Consider the following 17,551-nt stretch of genomic DNA (forward strand, 5'->3'; position numbering starts at 1 on the left):
TAATGATGAAAAATTACTATAAATTTTTAGATTTATCTCATTTTACATTGACATATAATCGTCAAAATTTCATAATGGTAGTTATATATATGAGAAATCTAAAAATTCGCACAACTATGTTTGGAATGATGACTATCAACGAAGTGAAAAATTTATGTAAAACGCATACAAGTTTAACACCACAGGCTACACAACATATCGTAGAAGTATCTGATCATTTACAAATGATTGCTGATTTAAATAGGGCGAATGTGTTTATTGATTGTCCTACTAAAAAAGATGGAGAAGTTATAGTAGTAGCGGAAGCCATACCTACAAATGACGAAGGTTTATATCAAGGTTCAGTCATTGGTGAAAATGTGTATGAAAAATTTGAACCCGCTGTATTCCAAGTGTTGGAAGGAGATGATTTTGCACAACATCGTGCAATCACTCAAGAAGGTAAAGTCGTAGAACAAAGTGTTACACCAATTAAATTGGAAAATGCCATTGTTGGCACGCTGATTATGGAAATAGATGTAAGCAACAAAGTAATGGAAGAAAAACGATTAAGAGCTTTGACACAGGCGACTACAACATTAAGTGATATCGTCTCGCAAAATAGTGATAACCCAATTTTTGTACCGGATATGATTGAAGAAAGTTTATTTGATTTAGATAACTCATTAGACATCCGCTACTATAATTTAGCCGGTGAGACAATGGTTAGAGATTTAGTGGGTGTCGATTGTGAAGCGGGATTGAATTTCGTAGCATTGTTTCCGAGCATTAAAGACATGCTTACAGATGGTCGTGTTATTACAATTGAAGAACGCGAGCTTAAAGGACACTACTTTCAAGTGAAATGTATTCAGTTACTTGAAGAAGGCGTAATGACAGGTCATTTAATTCTACTGAAAGATATTACAGATTTGAAAGAAAAGGAACGCGAACTTATTTCTAAATCTGTAGCAATTAGAGAAGTACATCATCGTGTGAAGAATAATTTACAGACCGTAGCCAGTTTACTGCGCTTACAGATGAGACGCGGTTTGCCAAATGGCAGTGAAAAATATTTCCAAGAAAGTTTAAATCGCATTCTAAGTATCGCATCTGTGTATGAAGTCATTCTAGATGAATCATCGACAGATACGGTGAATATCGATAAATTGATTAAAAAGATAGGTAATATGGTCGTTTATAACGAATCATCGAATAAAACCTTACATATTACATATCAGACAGATGAACATATTAATTTAGTATCTAATATTGCAGTCTCTGTAGCGTTGATTGCGAATGAATTAATTACGAATTGTCTAACACATGCTTTCAACAATCAGACTGAGGGTATAATAAGCGTAACGCTAGCTTACGATACAGAATCGGATACCGTAAAGCTTGAAGTTCAAGATACGGGCGAAGAAGAGAGTGCTTTTCTACCATCATTTGGATTGAAAATTGTTACTACTATAGCAGAAAATGATTTAGAAGGTACATTTAACATTGACCGTAATTCAATTGGAACAATAGGTAAAGTTGAATTTCAACACAAAGGGGTGGATTGAAATGAAATCTATTATGGTAGTTGAAGATGAAGCGATTGTCCGAATGGATATAGTAGAAATGCTTGGGGAAGCAAACTACAATGTCGTCGCAGAAGTAGGTAATGGAGAAAAAGCAATTGAAGCCGCAGATCAATTTCGGCCAGATTTGATTGTCATGGATATTAAAATGCCGAAGTTGAATGGTTTAAAAGCCAGTAAAATTATTGGTAAGAAACATGATATTCCGATACTTATCCTGACAGCATATAGTCATTGTGAGTACGTTGAAGAAGCTAAGCAACAAAATGTCGTAGGTTATATCGTTAAACCTATATCTGAGTCACAATTGCTACCAGCTATTGAAATTGCAATGTCGCAATCAGATAGTATGGGTAAACTCAAGCAAGAAGTGAGTGATACACGTTTGCAAATGGAACATCGGAAACGTATAGAAAAGGCAAAAGGCTTATTAATGAAACAACTTGATTTAACGGAAGAAGCAGCTTATCAAAAGCTTAGGAGAAACAGTATGGATAACCAAATAGCTATTGAAAAAGAAGCTTCAGCAATCATTAAACAATTGGGGTAATAGCTTTACAATACAAGTGAATATAATCAAGCAAAGGTGCTTATTTGAATTAATCAAATAGGCACCTTTTTGTTTTTTTATAGCTCATAAAAATGGGGGAAACTATCATGGAACATATTGGTACAGTGATTATTTACATTATTATGGTATGTGCAGTGTTAGGTGCTTTTGGTGCAATTCGGAATGCGAATGAAGGGATAGGGAAGGAATTTATGGAAGGTATTTATACCATCGGACCTATCTTTGCTAACTCAGCAGGTATTATGGCTTCTATTCCATTCATATCGCAATTTATAGAAAAATTCTTTGGACCGCTTTTTGATAAAATTGGTGCGGATCCCGCTATAGCTGCAACATCAATACTCGCGACAGATATGGGGGGATATCAACTTGCAGATGTATTAAAGGATAGCTATGAAGGTTGGATTATGGCAATGATTGTTGGTTTTATGGCTGGTGCCACAATCGTGTTCACAATACCGCTTGGTCTACCAATGCTTGATAAACGAGATCATAAATACATGGCTTTGGGTATTCTATCAGGATTGTTGGCCATTCCTTTTGGTGTATTTATTTCTACGGTAACTATTTTATTTAGTCATACAAAAATCCGTACAGTGATTGATACAACGAGTGCAGCCACACACGTTTTTCAAATCAGTTTATCCACTGTATTTATCAACTTATTACCATTAATTATTTTTGTAGTAGTAACAGCCATTGGACTGTATTTCTTCTCGGATATTATGATTAAAACCTTTATTGTCTTTGGTAAAATACTAGATTCCTGTATTAAATTGGTCTTTGTATTTTCAGTAGTAGAAATATTTACAGGATTATTTACAACAGTTTTTGGTGTCTGGGGCTTCGATCCAATTATGGCGGATAGTGAAGATAACTTTAGGGCATTAGAGAACGCAGGGAATATTGCTATTATGTTATCGGGTGCATTCCCAATGGTTTATTTAATACGTAAGTACTTCTCTAAAGGTTTGCATACTGTTGGTAGTAAAGTGGGACTCAGTGAAGTAGGTAGTGCTGGGTTTATCGCTACAATTGCTAATATTCTAGCTATGCTCAAGTTAGTAAGAGATATGCCACCTAAAGATAAAGTGTTAAATATCGCATTCGGTGTCTGTGGTGCGTTCTTATTAGGAGATCATTTGTCATATACGGCAAATTTTCAGCCAACGCTCATACCAGCTGTATTAATTGGTAAATTGAGTGCGGGTATTATAGCAATATGCTTTGCTTACATTCTATGTATCCCGAAAGCGAGAAAATTGGAAGAAATTGATAGACGTGCCGGCATCATTGGAGAGCATGAATATTTAGATAAATAAACTGAAAAACAGGGACGGGTCATAAATACCTCAGTCTCAATTTTAAAACACCAATCTATTATTTTCTAATGGATTGGTGTTTTAAAGTTAAAATAATCCGGTTTTAAAAGCGCATGCTTGCCTGGGGAATAGTATGGCTCGAGCCTATAGTCTCTCACTCATACTATTTCCCTAGGCGTCAGCGCTTTACAAAAATGGTTCAATTATATAACTATATATAATAGAAGAAACACGTCATGAAATTTATTTAGAACACAGTAAAAGGAAGCGGGAATATGAAATCAAAATGTAGAATTTGATTTCGTGTTCCTGCTTCCTTAAAGGCTGTTTCTATAGAGAGGTATTAGAAGTAGTTTGCAGTGATACCGCCGTCTACGTTCATGTTTGCACCGTTTGTCCAATCCGATTCATCTGACGCTAAGTATAACGCGGCGTTGACAATATCTTCTGGTTTGCCAAATCTTCCAGTAGGTTGTCTGTTTAATCTCGCATTTTTAGCTTCTTCATCTGCAACTAACCATTCCATTAATAAGGGTGTTTCAATCGGACCAGGGCTGATTGCATTTGTACGAATGCCTTTAGGACGGAATTGAATTGCTAATGATTTCGTTAAAGATACGACTGCACCTTTTGAAGCGGTGTACGCATCTTGAGGCACTGAACAACCCATTTCAGCAACAAATGAAGCTATATTAATGATAGATCCAGAGTTATTTTTTTCCATTTCTGGAATAACATATTTCGTCATAAAGAAAATACCTTTAACATTAATATTCATAACTAAGTCCCATACGTCTTCGCTTGTATTGACGACAGAGTTATCTGCTTCTGGCATGACACCAGCATTATTATATAGCACATCAATTTTTCCATAAGCTTCAACTGTATCGGCGACCGCATTTTTAACATTGGCTTCATTAGCAATATCCACTTTGAAAAAAGAAGCTTCTCCGCCATTATCTGTGATTGCCTTCACAGTCGCTTGACCGGCTTGTTCATCTCTTTCGAATACTGCGATTTTACCGCCTTCATTTGCAAACATTTGTGAAGCTACTTTACCCATGCCACCGCCAGCACCTGTAATAATACATACTTTGTCTTGTAATCTCATAATCGTTTTCCTCCTCAGTAGTATATTTAGCTTTGTTCAAAGTAACGCGAACGTTCCCAAGTTGTTACGAAAGAATCGAAGTCATTCTGTTCTGATTGTGCAGCTTCTAAATAATGATTCGCGACATCTTCACCAAGGACTTTTGTCACAACATCACTATTTTTCCAAGTTAAGATAGCCTCGTGTAACGATGATGGGATACGGTCGATATTATCTTGTTCATAAGCATTACCAACTAGTTCATCAGTAAGTTCGATTTTATTTTCTATACCATATAAACCAGCACCAATTAAAGCAGAGTAAGCTAAGTATGGATTCATATCTGCACCTGAAATACGTGATTCAAAGCGTAATGCATTTTGTTCTCCTACAACACGGTAGCCAGCAGAACGATTGTCTTGGCTCCATGCAATACTTACCGGTGCCCATGAGTTAGGCGCAAAACGTTTATAAGAGTTTACGTAAGGCGCAAACATTAATGAAAAATCTCTCGTAAATTTAATGATACCTGCTAAGAAATGTTTCATCGTTTCAGATTTTGGTTCTTCTGCGTCATCACCTGCATAGAAAGCATTCGTTTTCGTGCCTTTTTTCATCATACTTAAATGAATATGACCGCTTGAACCTGTCCATGCTTCGTAAGGTTTAGCCATGAATGTTACGGATTTATCATTTTGGATACAGATTTCTTTCATACCATGTTTGAACATAATATGTTGATCAGCAGCATCTAAGGCGTCTGAGTATTTTAAGTTGATTTCGTGCTGTCCTTTATACGCTTCACCTTTTGAAGATTCGATAGTAATGCCCATTAAGTGCATTTGATTTCTAATTTCTTGATAAATTGGTTCATTCTTACTACCTTGCAATAAGTTATAATCTTCATTTAAGTGACCGGCAGCTTCTAAATTGTCGTATCCTTGTTTCGAAATATCTTCAAATGAATTATTGAATAAATAGAATTCAAGTTCACTTGCCATATGTGGTGACAAGCCTTGTGCTTCTGCTTTATCAATTTGTTGTTTTAGAATGTTACGTGGCGCAATCGCAATCGGTTCACTACCATCTACGGTATATACATCACAAAAGACCATCGCAGTGTGTTCTAACCACGGTACAACTTTTAACGTATTCAAGTCAGGTACGGCTAAGTAATCACCGTAACCTTTGTCCCAGTTCATAAATTCAAAATTATCGTTCGTATCCATTTCAAAGTTTGTACCTAACAAGTAGTTACAGAAATGTGTACCATCAGATATATCATTTTCTAAAATGAAATCACCCGTGATTCGTTTCCCCATCAAACGGCCTTGCATGTCACAAAAGCCCATGATAAGTGTATCGATATCATCAGATTTAACTAATTCAAGTAATTGTTCCTTTGTAATATCGCCAGTTACTTTTTTGCCTTTAATATTGTTATTCATATATGACAACCCCTTATTAGTTTATTTAAGTAAAGATAATGAAATATATTTCAATTCTAAGAACCCATCTAATCCAAAGTGACTGCCTTCACGACCCATTCCACTTTCTTTAATACCGCCAAATGGTGCTTGAGGGACACTTAATTGAGTACCGTTAACACCAATCATGCCAAATTCTAATTTTTCACTGATTTTATAAACCGTATTAATATTATTAGAAAAGAAGTAAGCAGCTAAACCATATGGTGAAGCATTTGCAATATCAATCGCTTCATCTTCGTCGTCGAATGTAATGATTGGTGCGACAGGGCCAAATATTTCTTCCTGTGCAATAGCCATTGTTCGTTCAACTCCTGTTATGACAGTAGGTTGATAGAAAAGACTTGATGTAGAAATGTCAGCTTTATCTCCGCCAGTTTCAACTTGTGCACCTTGTTTTTTAGCATCTGCGACTAAGTGTTCAACTTTATCAATCGCTTTTTGATTAATGAGCGGTCCTACTTGCGTATCCTCTTGATCACCTGGGCCGACTTTGATGGTTTTTACACGGTCGATAATTTTCTGTGTCATCTCTGCTTTAACATCTTTGTGTACAAGTACAACGTTGATGCCATTGCACATTTGACCGCTATTTTCGAACTTGTTATCAACGATTGCGTCTGCAGCGTTATCTAAATCGGCATCGGGTAACACAATTGCTGGTGCATTGCCTCCGAGTTCGAGTGAGATGCGTTTGACTTGATCAGAAGCTTTGCTCATTAGCTTCTTGCCAATTGGCGTTGAACCTGTGAATGACATTTTTCTAACACGCTTGTCCTCAAATAGTTTGTCTGAAATGACTGAAGAACTACCAGTAACAATATTTGCGACTCCTTTATCAATGCCGGTTGCCATTAATTCATCGAAAATCGCAATTGCAATTCTTGGTGTTTCACTTGATGGTTTGACGATTACAGTACATCCAGCAGCTAATGCAGGTGCCACTTTACGTGCAACCATTGCGCCAGGGAAATTCCATGGTGTAATCAATCCACAAACGCCTACAGGTTGTTTCGTGACTGAAATGCGTTGATTCTCTGATGAAGGTGGAATGACTTCACCATAAATACGTTTCCCTTCTTCAGCAAACCAACGAATGAATTTAGCACAAACTCCGACTTCACCAAAAGCTTCTGCGTAAGGTTTGCCTTGTTCTTCACTCATAATCGTTGCGAGTGCTTCTTGTTTATTTAATAAATTGACTGCCCATTGTTCTAAATAACCTTGCCTTGTTTCAGCAGTATAATTCGACCATGTTTCAAAAGCAGTGGACGCACTATCAATTGCTTGTTGCACGATGTCCTCAGTTACACTTGGTACTTTGCCAATTGAGTTTCCATTTGCTGGGTTAACGACGGCGATGGTATTGTCTGTTTCAACTTTTTCACCGTTTACCCAGTTATAATTTAAATTACGTGTCATATAATCTCCCCTTAATACGCAAAAAGACGCCTATATACTCAATTTTTGTTAATTGAGATATAAGCGCCTTTGCTTAGTTGTTATTCACTTGGAAAAAACTAAAATCATATTATTGAAACCCTTTTCAATTTCGTGTTAACCAAATGTTACTAAAATTTTTAAATCTTGTCAATATTCAGATAATATACTATACTTTGCACAAATAAGCATAGGGGGTAGATTGAATGGGCAAAACGTTGGATTTATTACAAAAATTAATTACTTTTGATAGTTCTAATCAAGAAGTTGCAAATGAAACCATTGATTATTGTAAGCAGTGGTTAGAAGAACAGGGACTAAAACCTGAAATTATAACGAACAATGATTATAAGATGCTTATATGTAATGTAGGCGAAGGTAGTAAGCGACTCATTCTAAATGGACATGTTGATGTGGTGAGTGGTAAAGAAGCACAATTTGACCCTGAAATTCAAGATGGCAAAATTTATGGACGCGGTTCTGCTGATATGAAAGCAGGCGTCGCTTCATTTATGGTTGCAATGACTGAACTTCAAGATGCTGATTTAGGTGATGCCAGCGTTCAACTTCAATTAGTTACAGACGAGGAAATTGGTGGCCATAATTGTTCTGCGTATTTAACTGACCAAGGCTATTTAGGTGATTTCGTGATTTGTGCTGAACCAACTCAAATTGGAATTGGCTATCAATCTAAAGGCCTTTTACAATTTGATGTTCAATTAAACGGTAAGTCAGCACATGGTAGTAGACCCTGGGAAGGTGACAATGCCATTATAAAAGCGTATGAAGTATACGAAAAAATAATTGATTTACCGTTTGCAAAACAATCTACAGATATTTTTGATGGCCCCTCAATCAATCTCGCTAAAATTTCTGGTGGTGAGGTTTATAACAAAGTACCAGATGCATGTACGCTTTCAATTGATATTCGTTATTTACCTAACCAAGATAAAGATGACATTCTAGAACAAATTAAAGGTGTTACAGATGATGAAATAGCTGTGCATATGTCAGGTCCTAGTGTGAAAAATGAAATTGACAATCCTTATATTCAACACCTTGTAAAAGAAATCAAATCTGTAACTGGCAATCAAGAAGCTAATATTTTTGGACAGCATGGCTTTGCAGATACAAGATACTTTTCAAGATTTGATGTGCCAGCAATTGAATTCGGACCTTCTGGTGATGCGTGGCATGGAGATGGTGAATATGCCGTAGTAGACTCATTAGATCAATATAAAGATATCATTGTAGGTTTTGGAAAAACGTTTAATTAGAAACAGGCAAGTGGTTGAAATAGATATGAAAATATAAGCGAACGCTCAATTTTAATCATTGTGCGTTCGCTTTTTTAGATAACTAAAAGTGTTTAAATGAAACCTATCCATTGCCAGTAAGTAAAACTAAATAATACGATAAGTAAGTAACCAATAACGGTGATTGGAATACCTGTTTTCAAGAAATCTTTAACGGTAAATGTTTCTGTACCATATGCCAACATAGATTGTGGTGAACTAACAGGAAGTAAGAAGCCAAAGCTAATTACAAATTGTTGTATGAGCACAAAGGCCATAGACTGCGCTCCTAAATCTAATGTCATCGTGAGTGAAATAAACACTGGAATTAATGCAGATGCCAAGCTTGTGGCACTTGCAAAACCTAAATGAATTAATATATTAAACAAAGAAATTAAAGCAATCGTCATCACTAATGGATAGTGTTCAAGGCCAATCAGCCCAAAGGTTTGATCACTTAGCCATTGCGCAGCAGTTGTTTTTAATAACACATTACCCAAGGAGATACCCACACCAAATACAATAATCGTACCCCATGGAATGCGAGACTCAGCTTCTTTCCATGTCATAATACCAATTTTAGGGGTTAACATGATTGCTAGCGCTAATAAAATAATAGAAGATGAATCAATCGGATGTAGCACTTTTTCTGTAGACCAAAGTAAAAGTAATGCAATTGAAATAGCAATGAGACGCCATTCTTTAGCAGTGACAGGTCCCATTTCATGTAATTGTTTTTTGATCAGTTGTTTGCCTCCAGATATTTCGTGTACTTCTGGTGGCATTACTTTTAGCATAATGAAATAAAGTGCAATAGACATCAAGATAGACCACGGACCAGCATAAAGAAACCATTGCCCCCATGAAATATCTATTCCTAATTGATCATTAATAAAATTGATGGCAACGATATTTTGAGCGGCTGCCGTTTTAATACCTACGTTCCAAATAGACACAGCTTGGACCGCCGTAATGACAAGTAAAGCGGCAAGTTTACTATTTTTAGAAATGCCAAAAGCAGTAACCATACCTAACAAAATAGGAATAACTGCCCCAGCACGCGCAGTTGCTGAAGGTACAAAGAAAGCTAGAAAAATGGCAACAATAATTGTGCCAATAACGATGCGGTTGGTCTTATTACCTACCATAGAAAGAACGATGAGTGCGAGACGTTTATGTAGATTTGTAATTTGCATTGCAGTAGCTAAAAATAGTGCAGCAGCTACTAGTGCAATAGCAGTAGATGAGAAGCCACTAAAAGCAAGCTTCAATGCGTTAGTCGTACCGAATAAGCTACTGCCTTCTAAAACTTTACCGCCTGTTTGTGGATTGCCTAGCGACTCAGTTAAATTTTGTACGGGGCTAAATCCTAAGAGCAAGATAATCAAACCGACAATCATCGCTGCAGATACAGGATAAGTGACTGCTTCAGTTACCCATAAGATAACGGCGAATATTAAGATAGCTAATGCACTTTTAGCCATGAAAGGTAAGGTATCTGGCGTTGGTAATACCATGATAACCACAAGCGCAATGACGCTAATGATTAACCAAAGCGGTTTAAATGTAGTGTTTTTCTTCTTAGTTGAATGCTGTTTCATCTTTAAAGTGCTCCTTTTCTTATTTTTTCAATTTTATAATATCAAATACCTAAAACGTGCTCACTATAATATTAAAAAGTTCATAAAAATGCCTTTAGTTAAGCAGAAAATAAAAAGAAGAGGATGAGAACCTACATTACAATGACTGAAAAGTTTGTGTGTATTTTATAAAATGTTTAATTATACAGAAACAGAGAATAATAATGATGTAGAGTAATGTGCGGGATTTAAATAAATGATAATAAGGTGATTAAATGGATGTAAGGTTTCCAATAGGAGAATTAGAAATACCAGATAAAGTAACATTAGATGATATTCAAAAATGGGCGAAAGAAATAGAAGGTTATACTGAACGCTTAAGAGAGACTGTAGATTCATTAGATGATGAAGCGTTGAATGCAAAGTATCGTGCAGGGAGTTGGACAGTGCGTCAACTTGTACATCATATTGCTGACTCTCAATTAAATATGTATCAGCGTTTGAAGTTAGCGCTCACAGATAATAATCCGACAGTACCAGCATTTATTCAAGATGAATGGGTGATGTTGCCGGATAACGACTTACCCATCGAAAGCTCGATTAAGATGCTAGAAGGTATGAACGAACGTATTGTAGCAATTGCTAACAATTTAAATGAAGATCAATTAGTACAAACATTTACGTTAAAAGATAGTGGCGAGATAACCGTAGCTGAAAAAGTTGCAAAATTATCTTGGCACGAAGAACATCACTTAGCGCATATTAAAATAGCACTATCTAAATAGTAGAATCTAGAAGGCCGTTCAAATTATGAAAATTTGAACGGTTTTTTTAATTTGTTATCTAATTGATTTGTATGATTTATATAGAACTACAGTAAAATAACTCTTAAAAAGACTGCAAGTAGGATTTTCAATAAATTGCAAATGGAAAAATAAGGTGGAATTGTACACAATTGACAAACAAATTACATAAATATTACGTGCTTATATTCTAAATTAATCTGTTTACAGACGTTCATCAAAGCTTTTCTTCACTTTTTAGTCATAATGAGTCACTTTTTCACTGTAATTTAGATGTAATGAACATACGTATATTTTAATTTGACTGTAACCTACAAACATTTTATGGATGTTATAGTATTATTTGTGAGTTGGTTGAAGCAGTAAATTATTTTTTAATTAAATAATTGAAATTCAACCGCATAAAATAAAAAATGAAAATTATCTTTCTGGGAGGATTTATTAATAATGAAAAAAACAGTAATCGCATCAACTTTAGCAGTAGGATTAGGCGTAACAGGAGCAGCAGCAGGAAATTCAGCTGACGCTTCAGAACAAAACGTAGACCAAGCACAATTAGCGCAACAAGCTCAATCAAATCCAGAGCAATTAAATGAAGCACCTGTTCAAGATGGTTCATATGACATAGACTTTAATCATAACGGTACAGACTATAGCTTCGAATCAGATGGTACAAACTTTAGCTGGAGCTTTGGTGGAGGATCAACTGAAGCACCAGCTCAACAAGAAGCACCAGCTGAACAAGCAGCTGAGCCAGCACAACAATCAGCACCAGCTGAACCAGCTCAACAAGAAGCTCCAAAAACTGAAACAACTCAACAACCACAACAAGAATCTACTTCAAAAGAATCTAGCTCAAGTGAAGCTTCAAGTGGTTCATCAGTAAATGTTAACTCTCATTTACAAACAATTGCTCAACGTGAATCAGGTGGCGACATTACAGCTATCAATGCTTCATCAGGTGCAGCAGGTAAATACCAATTCCTACAAAGCACTTGGGATTCAGTAGCTCCAGCAGCATACCAAGGTGTATCTCCAGCAGAAGCACCTGAGTCAGTACAAGATGCAGCAGCAGTTGAACTTTACAACACTGCAGGCGCTTCACAATGGGTTACTGCATAATTTAAACAGTAATTAATTATTTTAAATAAAGTATTCAAAACCTGCTTCTATAATATAGAGGCAGGTTTTTTGATTTAATAAATAATTTGAGATAAATAAAACAAGGGAGTGGGACAGAAATCTAATTTTTCTAATAAAATTTCGTCGTCCCACCCCGGCTCAGCTGACTAGAAAATGGAATACAAGAGCTGAAGCTCTTGCATAAGAACTACTTGTCTTCATAAATGAAGTAGTAGTATTATAAAAGATTGATATAAGCGCATTTTCAATTCAGTCAGCCACTGCCAATATAAAAAACTGAGGCTAAGACATGTGATATGTCCCAGCCTATTGTTTTTGTTATTAAAATATTTCCGAGGAAATGCAAGCGTAGTATGAATGCAATGCAAGTATTACAAATAACGTGACCAGATGCCTTCGCTTGGGATCGATTCTACAGATATAATTTCATCTTTAGTCGGATGTTTTACGCTAAGGTGCGATGCCCATAAAGCAATTTGTTGACCAGGTTTATTTATATGTTGTCCATATTTTTGGTCACCATATAATGGTAGGTTTTGATTCGCAAATTGCACTCTAATTTGATGTGAGCGTCCAGTTCGTAATTGTACTTCGACTAAACTTTTCTTTTCAGCATTATGAATCATCTTATAGTCTAAGATGGCTTGCTTTGCTTCTTTTTTTCTTGAATCTACCACATGTACGATGTTTTTATTCCGATCTTTCCAGAGATAATTTTTAAGTTCACCTTGTTTTTTTGCAGGTGCACCATGAACAACCGCTAAATATGTTCTATCAAAGTTTTGTTTTCTTAGTTCATTTGATAAGCGAGATGCAGCTTTAGATGTTTTGGCAAAAACCATAGCACCACCGACGGGTCTGTCGAGACGATGTACTAAACCAAGGTAAACCTTTCCTGGTTTATTATATTTTTCTTTAATGTAATCTTTTAACATAGATAATAAATCTTCATCTTTTGAGTCATCAGCCTGTACTGGTATATTAATAGGTTTTTCGACCATAAGTAAATGATTATCCTCATAAAGGACATTGATCAACATTGAACTCCTCCAAATCGATATAATGCTTTACATAGTTAGTACGCAATATTAAAAAATAATTAAAAATATATCAACATATTATATTATCATATTGTAGAATAAATTCAATGACATAAATATATTGTAGAAATAAAAAATAATGTATTTTAAATAACGTGAAATAAAAATAAATCGAAGTAAAAAGCAACTATATACTATTGGTGTAAAGATACACCGTTGTCACACTAATTACATAGAGATTACATAGAGGTAAAGCCAAGTATTCTATTTATGAACTATCATGAGAGGATTTTGGTTGAATTTTCTGGAAATTATTAAGATTTTTAGTGTAATGGGAGTGTAAAAAGTCGATTGTTTTTTTAACTTCACTGTAACCCACGGGCTATTTATAGATGTTACAGTAGGTCTTGTAAATTAATTGAGGAAAGTAAATCGTCTTAGCGATGATTGAAATTACGAATTAATTTTAAAACTATAAAATAGAAATTATCTCTTAGGAGGATTATTAATAATGAAAAAAACAGTAATTGCATCAACTTTAGCAGTAGGATTAGGCGTAACAGGAGCAGCAGCAGGAAATTCAGCTGACGCTTCAGAACAAAACGTAGACCAAGCACAATTAGCGCAACAAGCTCAATCAAACTCTGAACAATTAAATCAAGCACCCGTACAAGAGGGTTCATATAATCATAACTTTACTCAAGATGGCGTAAATTATAACTTCCAATCAGATGGTACAAACTTTACTTGGAGCTATGGTGAAGGTTCAAATGGTTCATCAGAGCAAGCTTCAACTAATAGTGGTCAACAACAAGCTCAACCACAACAAGAGCAAGCACAACAAGCAACTGCTGAGCAACCAACTGAACAATCAGCTCCACAAACTGAAGAAACTCAACAACCACAACAAGAAGCAGCTTCAACTCAATCTTCAGAAAGTTCAAATGAGTCTAGCTCAAGTGAGGCTTCAAGTGGTTCATCTGTAGAAGTTAATGATCACTTAAAAGGAATTGCTGAACGTGAATCAGGTGGGGACCTTAAAGCTGTTAACCCTTCATCAGGTGCAGCAGGTAAATACCAATTCTTACAAAGTACTTGGGATTCAGTAGCACCTGAAGAATACCAAGGTCAATCACCAACTGAAGCTCCAGAATCAGTACAAGATCAAGCAGCAATGGATCTTTACGAATCTGAAGGTGCTTCACAATGGGTTACTGCATAATATAAGCAGTAATGTCTAATTAAAATTAAATATAGTTAAGTGAATAAACTAATCCCTGTTTCTACACATGTAGAGGCAGGGATTTTTATATGTAAGTAAATTTATTTTAAAAGCTGATTAACTAGTGGGTGTAAGGGAATAACATGATATTATGAAAAAACTTTTAGCACATTTAATCATAGCTTTGACGTTAGCAATTATATTATTTTTGACTACTTTATTATTCGATTTATTTAAATCGATGCACTTAACGGCATTATTACTGAATATAGATTTTTTAATAGATGACAATGCTTCAAATGTTATTTTGGAATTTCTAATTCATGTAGGTATTACAATTTCACTTTATGCTTCACTCTATTTTATTTATAAAAAGTGGGGAAATTATTATTATATGGCATTAATTTGTGCCATGATTTCATTTTTAGCACTGTATCCATTATTAATTTATATGGCAGTTAGCCCAATTTTTCAATTTCATTATACAGGTTATATCTGTTGGACTATTGCACATATAATATTTTTAGTTTGCACGCATAAAGGAATTAAATTTATGGAGAGCAAGCTTTAAAATTCATAATTTTGTTAAAAAGTTATCATAGTAAAAGTGAAAATGCGGTTTATAATTATTATGTAACGACGTTAATTACTCTTAAGGAGGGGTTTTTAATTAAAAATGCAGAATTAGTATTATTTGATTTAGATAATACTTTATTTCCTTTCAATGATTTATGGTTAATTGCGAATAAACAAATTTTCAACCATTCATCATATGCAGAAGATATTGCATATGATGAATTCCTGAAAATTTATACTTATTACGATAAAAAATTTTGGTCGGAACATAGTCGTGGAGAGATAACTTTAGATGAACTTAGGCAACTACGATTAATTGAAAGCTTAAAATATTTTAAGAAAAATATTACAACGAAAGAAGCTCATGAATATTTCTTAGCATTTTTTGACATTATTATTCAACATATTAAACCTAATATAATATTAAATGATCACCTTAATAAATTAAAAAAATGGGTGAATATAGGTATATTAACTAACGGGAAAAATTTAGAACAAATGACTAAGATAGCGCGTTTAGAATTAAATAAGGTTTTTGAAAGTAATATATTTATATCTGAAGATATTGGAAGTGAAAATCCTGATAGTGCTGCTTTTTTAAAAGTGACTCATATGCTAAATATCAAACCTGAACATACAATATTTGTAGGAGATTCTTGGGAAAATGATGTTTCTGGTTCACTTAATGTAGGCATGAAACCAATTTGGTTTAATGGTGACAAAAACATAATTGACAAAAATATAGAAGTTATTAATAGTAGTATTGAAGGGTTAGTAGAAAGTTTGATAACACGAGTGAAACGATAAATAAAACACTGTTATGCATCATGCATAACAGTGTTTTATATTATTTATTGGCTTACAAGATTTTTGAAGTTTTCCAAGCGTGCTGCTTTTTCTTCTTCGCTAATGTCATGTTTTTTTACATAACGATTATTTTCGTGAGTTGCACATTCGTATGTACAAGCACCTAAATAACGTTCTTCATTTTCTTCAGAAACAAGAATTTGTTTGTTACATTCTGGATTGCTACAGTTGATATAACGTTCGCATGGCGTACCATCGAACCATTCTTTGCCCACAACTGTTTTATCTACTTGGTTAACTTCTACACTAATACGTTCATCAAAGACATACATTTTACCGTCCCATAATTCACCTTTTACTTCCGGATCTTTACCATAAGTAGCAATGCCGCCTTCAAGTTGACCAACATCCTCAAAGCCTTCTTTTAATAAGTAACCAGAGAATTTTTCACAGCGGATACCGCCAGTACAATAAGTGACAATTTTTTTGTCCATGAATTGCTCTTTATTTTCTTTAATCCAATCAGGGAGGTCTCTAAATCTCGTGATATCAGGGCGAACCGAACCACGGAAATGACCTAAATCGTATTCGTAATCATTTCTTGCATCAATGACTACAGTATCATCAGCTAATAAAGCTTCTCTAAATTCTTGTGGTGATAAGTAATTTCCTGTTAATTCTCTTGGGTCAACGTCATCTTCTAAATCTAGTGCAACAATTTCTTCTCTTGGACGTACATGCATTTTTTTGAAAGCATGTCCTTCAGCTTCATCAACTTTAAAAGTAATCCCTTTAAATCTTTCATCTGATTTCAACTGTTCCATATATTTATCAGTAGCTTCGACTGTTCCAGATACAGTACCATTGATACCTTCTGTAGATACTAAAATACGACCCTTAAGTTCTAAATCCTTACAAAATTCTAAATGCTCCGTGGCAAAAGTTTCGGGGTCATCAAGTGTTGTATATTTATAATACAATAATACTCTATAATCCATAATTCGATTCTCCTCTAATCTATTCTTTTCATTATTATTAATATAAAATTTATGGTTGAAGTGGTTGGTTGTGTTGAAGCAGTGTGATGCTTCATTTATAATTTACTTACTCATTATTTCGAGTAAAAGAACAAAATTCTCCTTATTGCATTATAACAAAAAAAGGATAATATTCAATTTATTAATTTAAATTAGTGCAATATTTTTATTATATATGAAAAGTACATTCTAAGAAATAGAAAAGTAAATATGCTCTTCTCAAAGCCGTCACTTTAAAAGTGATAACCATGAAAAGAGCATAGGTGTATAGCATTTATTTTATACTTCTTAAAATTTAGAAGTAGCTATGATGAACTTATTTCTTTTTGTTTGTGCAAACAAGTGCAACCACTAAGCCAATTGTACTTATAGCAAAAATGATGTTCATAATTGCTAAAGTTTCGATGATTACGACGTCTTTGCCTAATCTTTCAAAGGCATTTTGCTGCATTTCTTTTTCAGAGCTTAAATCGCTTTGTGATCTTGAAGGTTTTTCTTCGATATCTTCTAACATTCTTTCTTCAACTTTAGGCATGTAATTCCTCCTTGTGTACTACTTTAATGTTTTCCCTT

16 protein-coding genes are annotated in these 17,551 nt (G+C 34.7%); 9 read left to right on the forward strand and 7 right to left on the reverse strand.

Annotated features, from left to right (window positions below):
- The first annotated feature begins 89 nt into the window (after positions 1 to 89).
- The 3 genes from AAA453_RS02035 to eutH all read left to right on the forward strand — a co-directional run bounded on the left by AAA453_RS02035 (position 90) and on the right by eutH (position 3,458).
- On the forward strand, positions 90 to 1,547 hold the full coding sequence (locus tag AAA453_RS02035) for a sensor histidine kinase (RefSeq protein WP_427705893.1): 1,458 nt from the start codon (positions 90 to 92) through the stop codon (positions 1,545 to 1,547).
- 1 nt (position 1,548) lies between these two features.
- Entirely contained in the window at positions 1,549 to 2,115 is a 567-nt protein-coding gene (locus AAA453_RS02040) for an ANTAR domain-containing response regulator (protein ID WP_069816917.1), read from the forward strand.
- Positions 2,116 to 2,222: 107 nt separating this feature from the next.
- Positions 2,223 to 3,458: an ethanolamine utilization protein EutH gene (eutH, locus tag AAA453_RS02045; RefSeq protein WP_427705895.1), complete on the forward strand. Its 1,236-nt coding sequence runs from the start codon at positions 2,223 to 2,225 to the stop codon at positions 3,456 to 3,458.
- Between the two features lie 343 nt (positions 3,459 to 3,801).
- On the opposite strand, the gene AAA453_RS02050 is transcribed toward eutH, so the two are convergent.
- The 3 genes from AAA453_RS02050 to AAA453_RS02060 are packed head-to-tail and all read right to left on the reverse strand — an operon-like array spanning position 3,802 to position 7,457.
- The gene (locus AAA453_RS02050; protein ID WP_427705897.1) at positions 3,802 to 4,569 is read right to left on the reverse strand and encodes an SDR family NAD(P)-dependent oxidoreductase; all 768 of its coding nucleotides are present in this window, start codon (positions 4,567 to 4,569) and stop codon (positions 3,802 to 3,804) included.
- Between the two features lie 26 nt (positions 4,570 to 4,595).
- The gene (locus AAA453_RS02055; RefSeq protein ID WP_427705899.1) at positions 4,596 to 5,996 is read right to left on the reverse strand and encodes a glutamine synthetase family protein; all 1,401 of its coding nucleotides are present in this window, start codon (positions 5,994 to 5,996) and stop codon (positions 4,596 to 4,598) included.
- 21 nt (positions 5,997 to 6,017) lie between these two features.
- Positions 6,018 to 7,457: an NAD-dependent succinate-semialdehyde dehydrogenase gene (locus AAA453_RS02060; RefSeq protein WP_427705900.1), complete on the reverse strand. Its 1,440-nt coding sequence runs from the start codon at positions 7,455 to 7,457 to the stop codon at positions 6,018 to 6,020.
- A 224-nt stretch (positions 7,458 to 7,681) separates the two neighbouring features.
- On the opposite strand from AAA453_RS02060, the gene AAA453_RS02065 reads away from it, so the two are divergent.
- Complete coding sequence (locus AAA453_RS02065; RefSeq protein ID WP_427705902.1) at positions 7,682 to 8,752, forward strand: M20 family metallopeptidase; 1,071 nt, start codon at positions 7,682 to 7,684, stop codon at positions 8,750 to 8,752.
- 92 nt (positions 8,753 to 8,844) lie between these two features.
- Here AAA453_RS02065 and AAA453_RS02070 read toward each other — a convergent pair whose 3' ends face one another.
- Positions 8,845 to 10,371 carry an SLC13 family permease gene (locus tag AAA453_RS02070; RefSeq protein WP_427705904.1) on the reverse strand — a complete coding sequence of 509 codons (1,527 nt, stop codon included), beginning with the start codon at positions 10,369 to 10,371 and terminating at the stop codon, positions 8,845 to 8,847.
- A gap of 254 nt (positions 10,372 to 10,625) precedes the next feature.
- Between AAA453_RS02070 and AAA453_RS02075 the strand changes: the two genes are divergently transcribed.
- Both AAA453_RS02075 and AAA453_RS02080 read left to right on the forward strand, forming a co-directional pair.
- Complete coding sequence (locus tag AAA453_RS02075; protein WP_069832559.1) at positions 10,626 to 11,135, forward strand: YfiT family bacillithiol transferase; 510 nt, start codon at positions 10,626 to 10,628, stop codon at positions 11,133 to 11,135.
- Between the two features lie 465 nt (positions 11,136 to 11,600).
- Entirely contained in the window at positions 11,601 to 12,275 is a 675-nt protein-coding gene (locus AAA453_RS02080; RefSeq protein ID WP_427705906.1) for a transglycosylase family protein, read from the forward strand.
- A gap of 392 nt (positions 12,276 to 12,667) precedes the next feature.
- Here the strand turns inward: AAA453_RS02080 and AAA453_RS02085 are convergent, their stop codons facing one another.
- Complete coding sequence (locus tag AAA453_RS02085) at positions 12,668 to 13,336, reverse strand: RluA family pseudouridine synthase (protein ID WP_427705908.1); 669 nt, start codon at positions 13,334 to 13,336, stop codon at positions 12,668 to 12,670.
- A gap of 511 nt (positions 13,337 to 13,847) precedes the next feature.
- Here AAA453_RS02085 and AAA453_RS02090 point away from each other — a divergent pair.
- The 3 genes from AAA453_RS02090 (at position 13,848) to AAA453_RS02100 (ending at position 15,941) form a co-directional block, all read left to right on the forward strand.
- On the forward strand, positions 13,848 to 14,558 hold the full coding sequence (locus AAA453_RS02090; RefSeq protein ID WP_277575685.1) for a transglycosylase family protein: 711 nt from the start codon (positions 13,848 to 13,850) through the stop codon (positions 14,556 to 14,558).
- Between the two features lie 151 nt (positions 14,559 to 14,709).
- Positions 14,710 to 15,129 carry a hypothetical protein gene (locus AAA453_RS02095; RefSeq protein WP_427705910.1) on the forward strand — a complete coding sequence of 140 codons (420 nt, stop codon included), beginning with the start codon at positions 14,710 to 14,712 and terminating at the stop codon, positions 15,127 to 15,129.
- A gap of 11 nt (positions 15,130 to 15,140) precedes the next feature.
- Positions 15,141 to 15,941: an HAD family hydrolase gene (locus tag AAA453_RS02100; RefSeq protein ID WP_427705912.1), complete on the forward strand. Its 801-nt coding sequence runs from the start codon at positions 15,141 to 15,143 to the stop codon at positions 15,939 to 15,941.
- A gap of 44 nt (positions 15,942 to 15,985) precedes the next feature.
- Here the strand turns inward: AAA453_RS02100 and AAA453_RS02105 are convergent, their stop codons facing one another.
- A complete protein-coding gene (locus AAA453_RS02105; RefSeq protein ID WP_427705914.1) occupies positions 15,986 to 16,939 on the reverse strand; it encodes a rhodanese-related sulfurtransferase in 954 nt (317 codons plus the stop codon).
- A 355-nt stretch (positions 16,940 to 17,294) separates the two neighbouring features.
- Positions 17,295 to 17,513: a hypothetical protein gene (locus AAA453_RS02110; protein WP_427705916.1), complete on the reverse strand. Its 219-nt coding sequence runs from the start codon at positions 17,511 to 17,513 to the stop codon at positions 17,295 to 17,297.
- Positions 17,514 to 17,551 lie beyond the last annotated feature (38 nt).

It is taken from the genome of Staphylococcus parequorum (genome assembly GCF_039237145.1).
GTDB classification, from domain to species: Bacteria; Bacillota; Bacilli; order Staphylococcales; family Staphylococcaceae; genus Staphylococcus; species Staphylococcus equorum_A.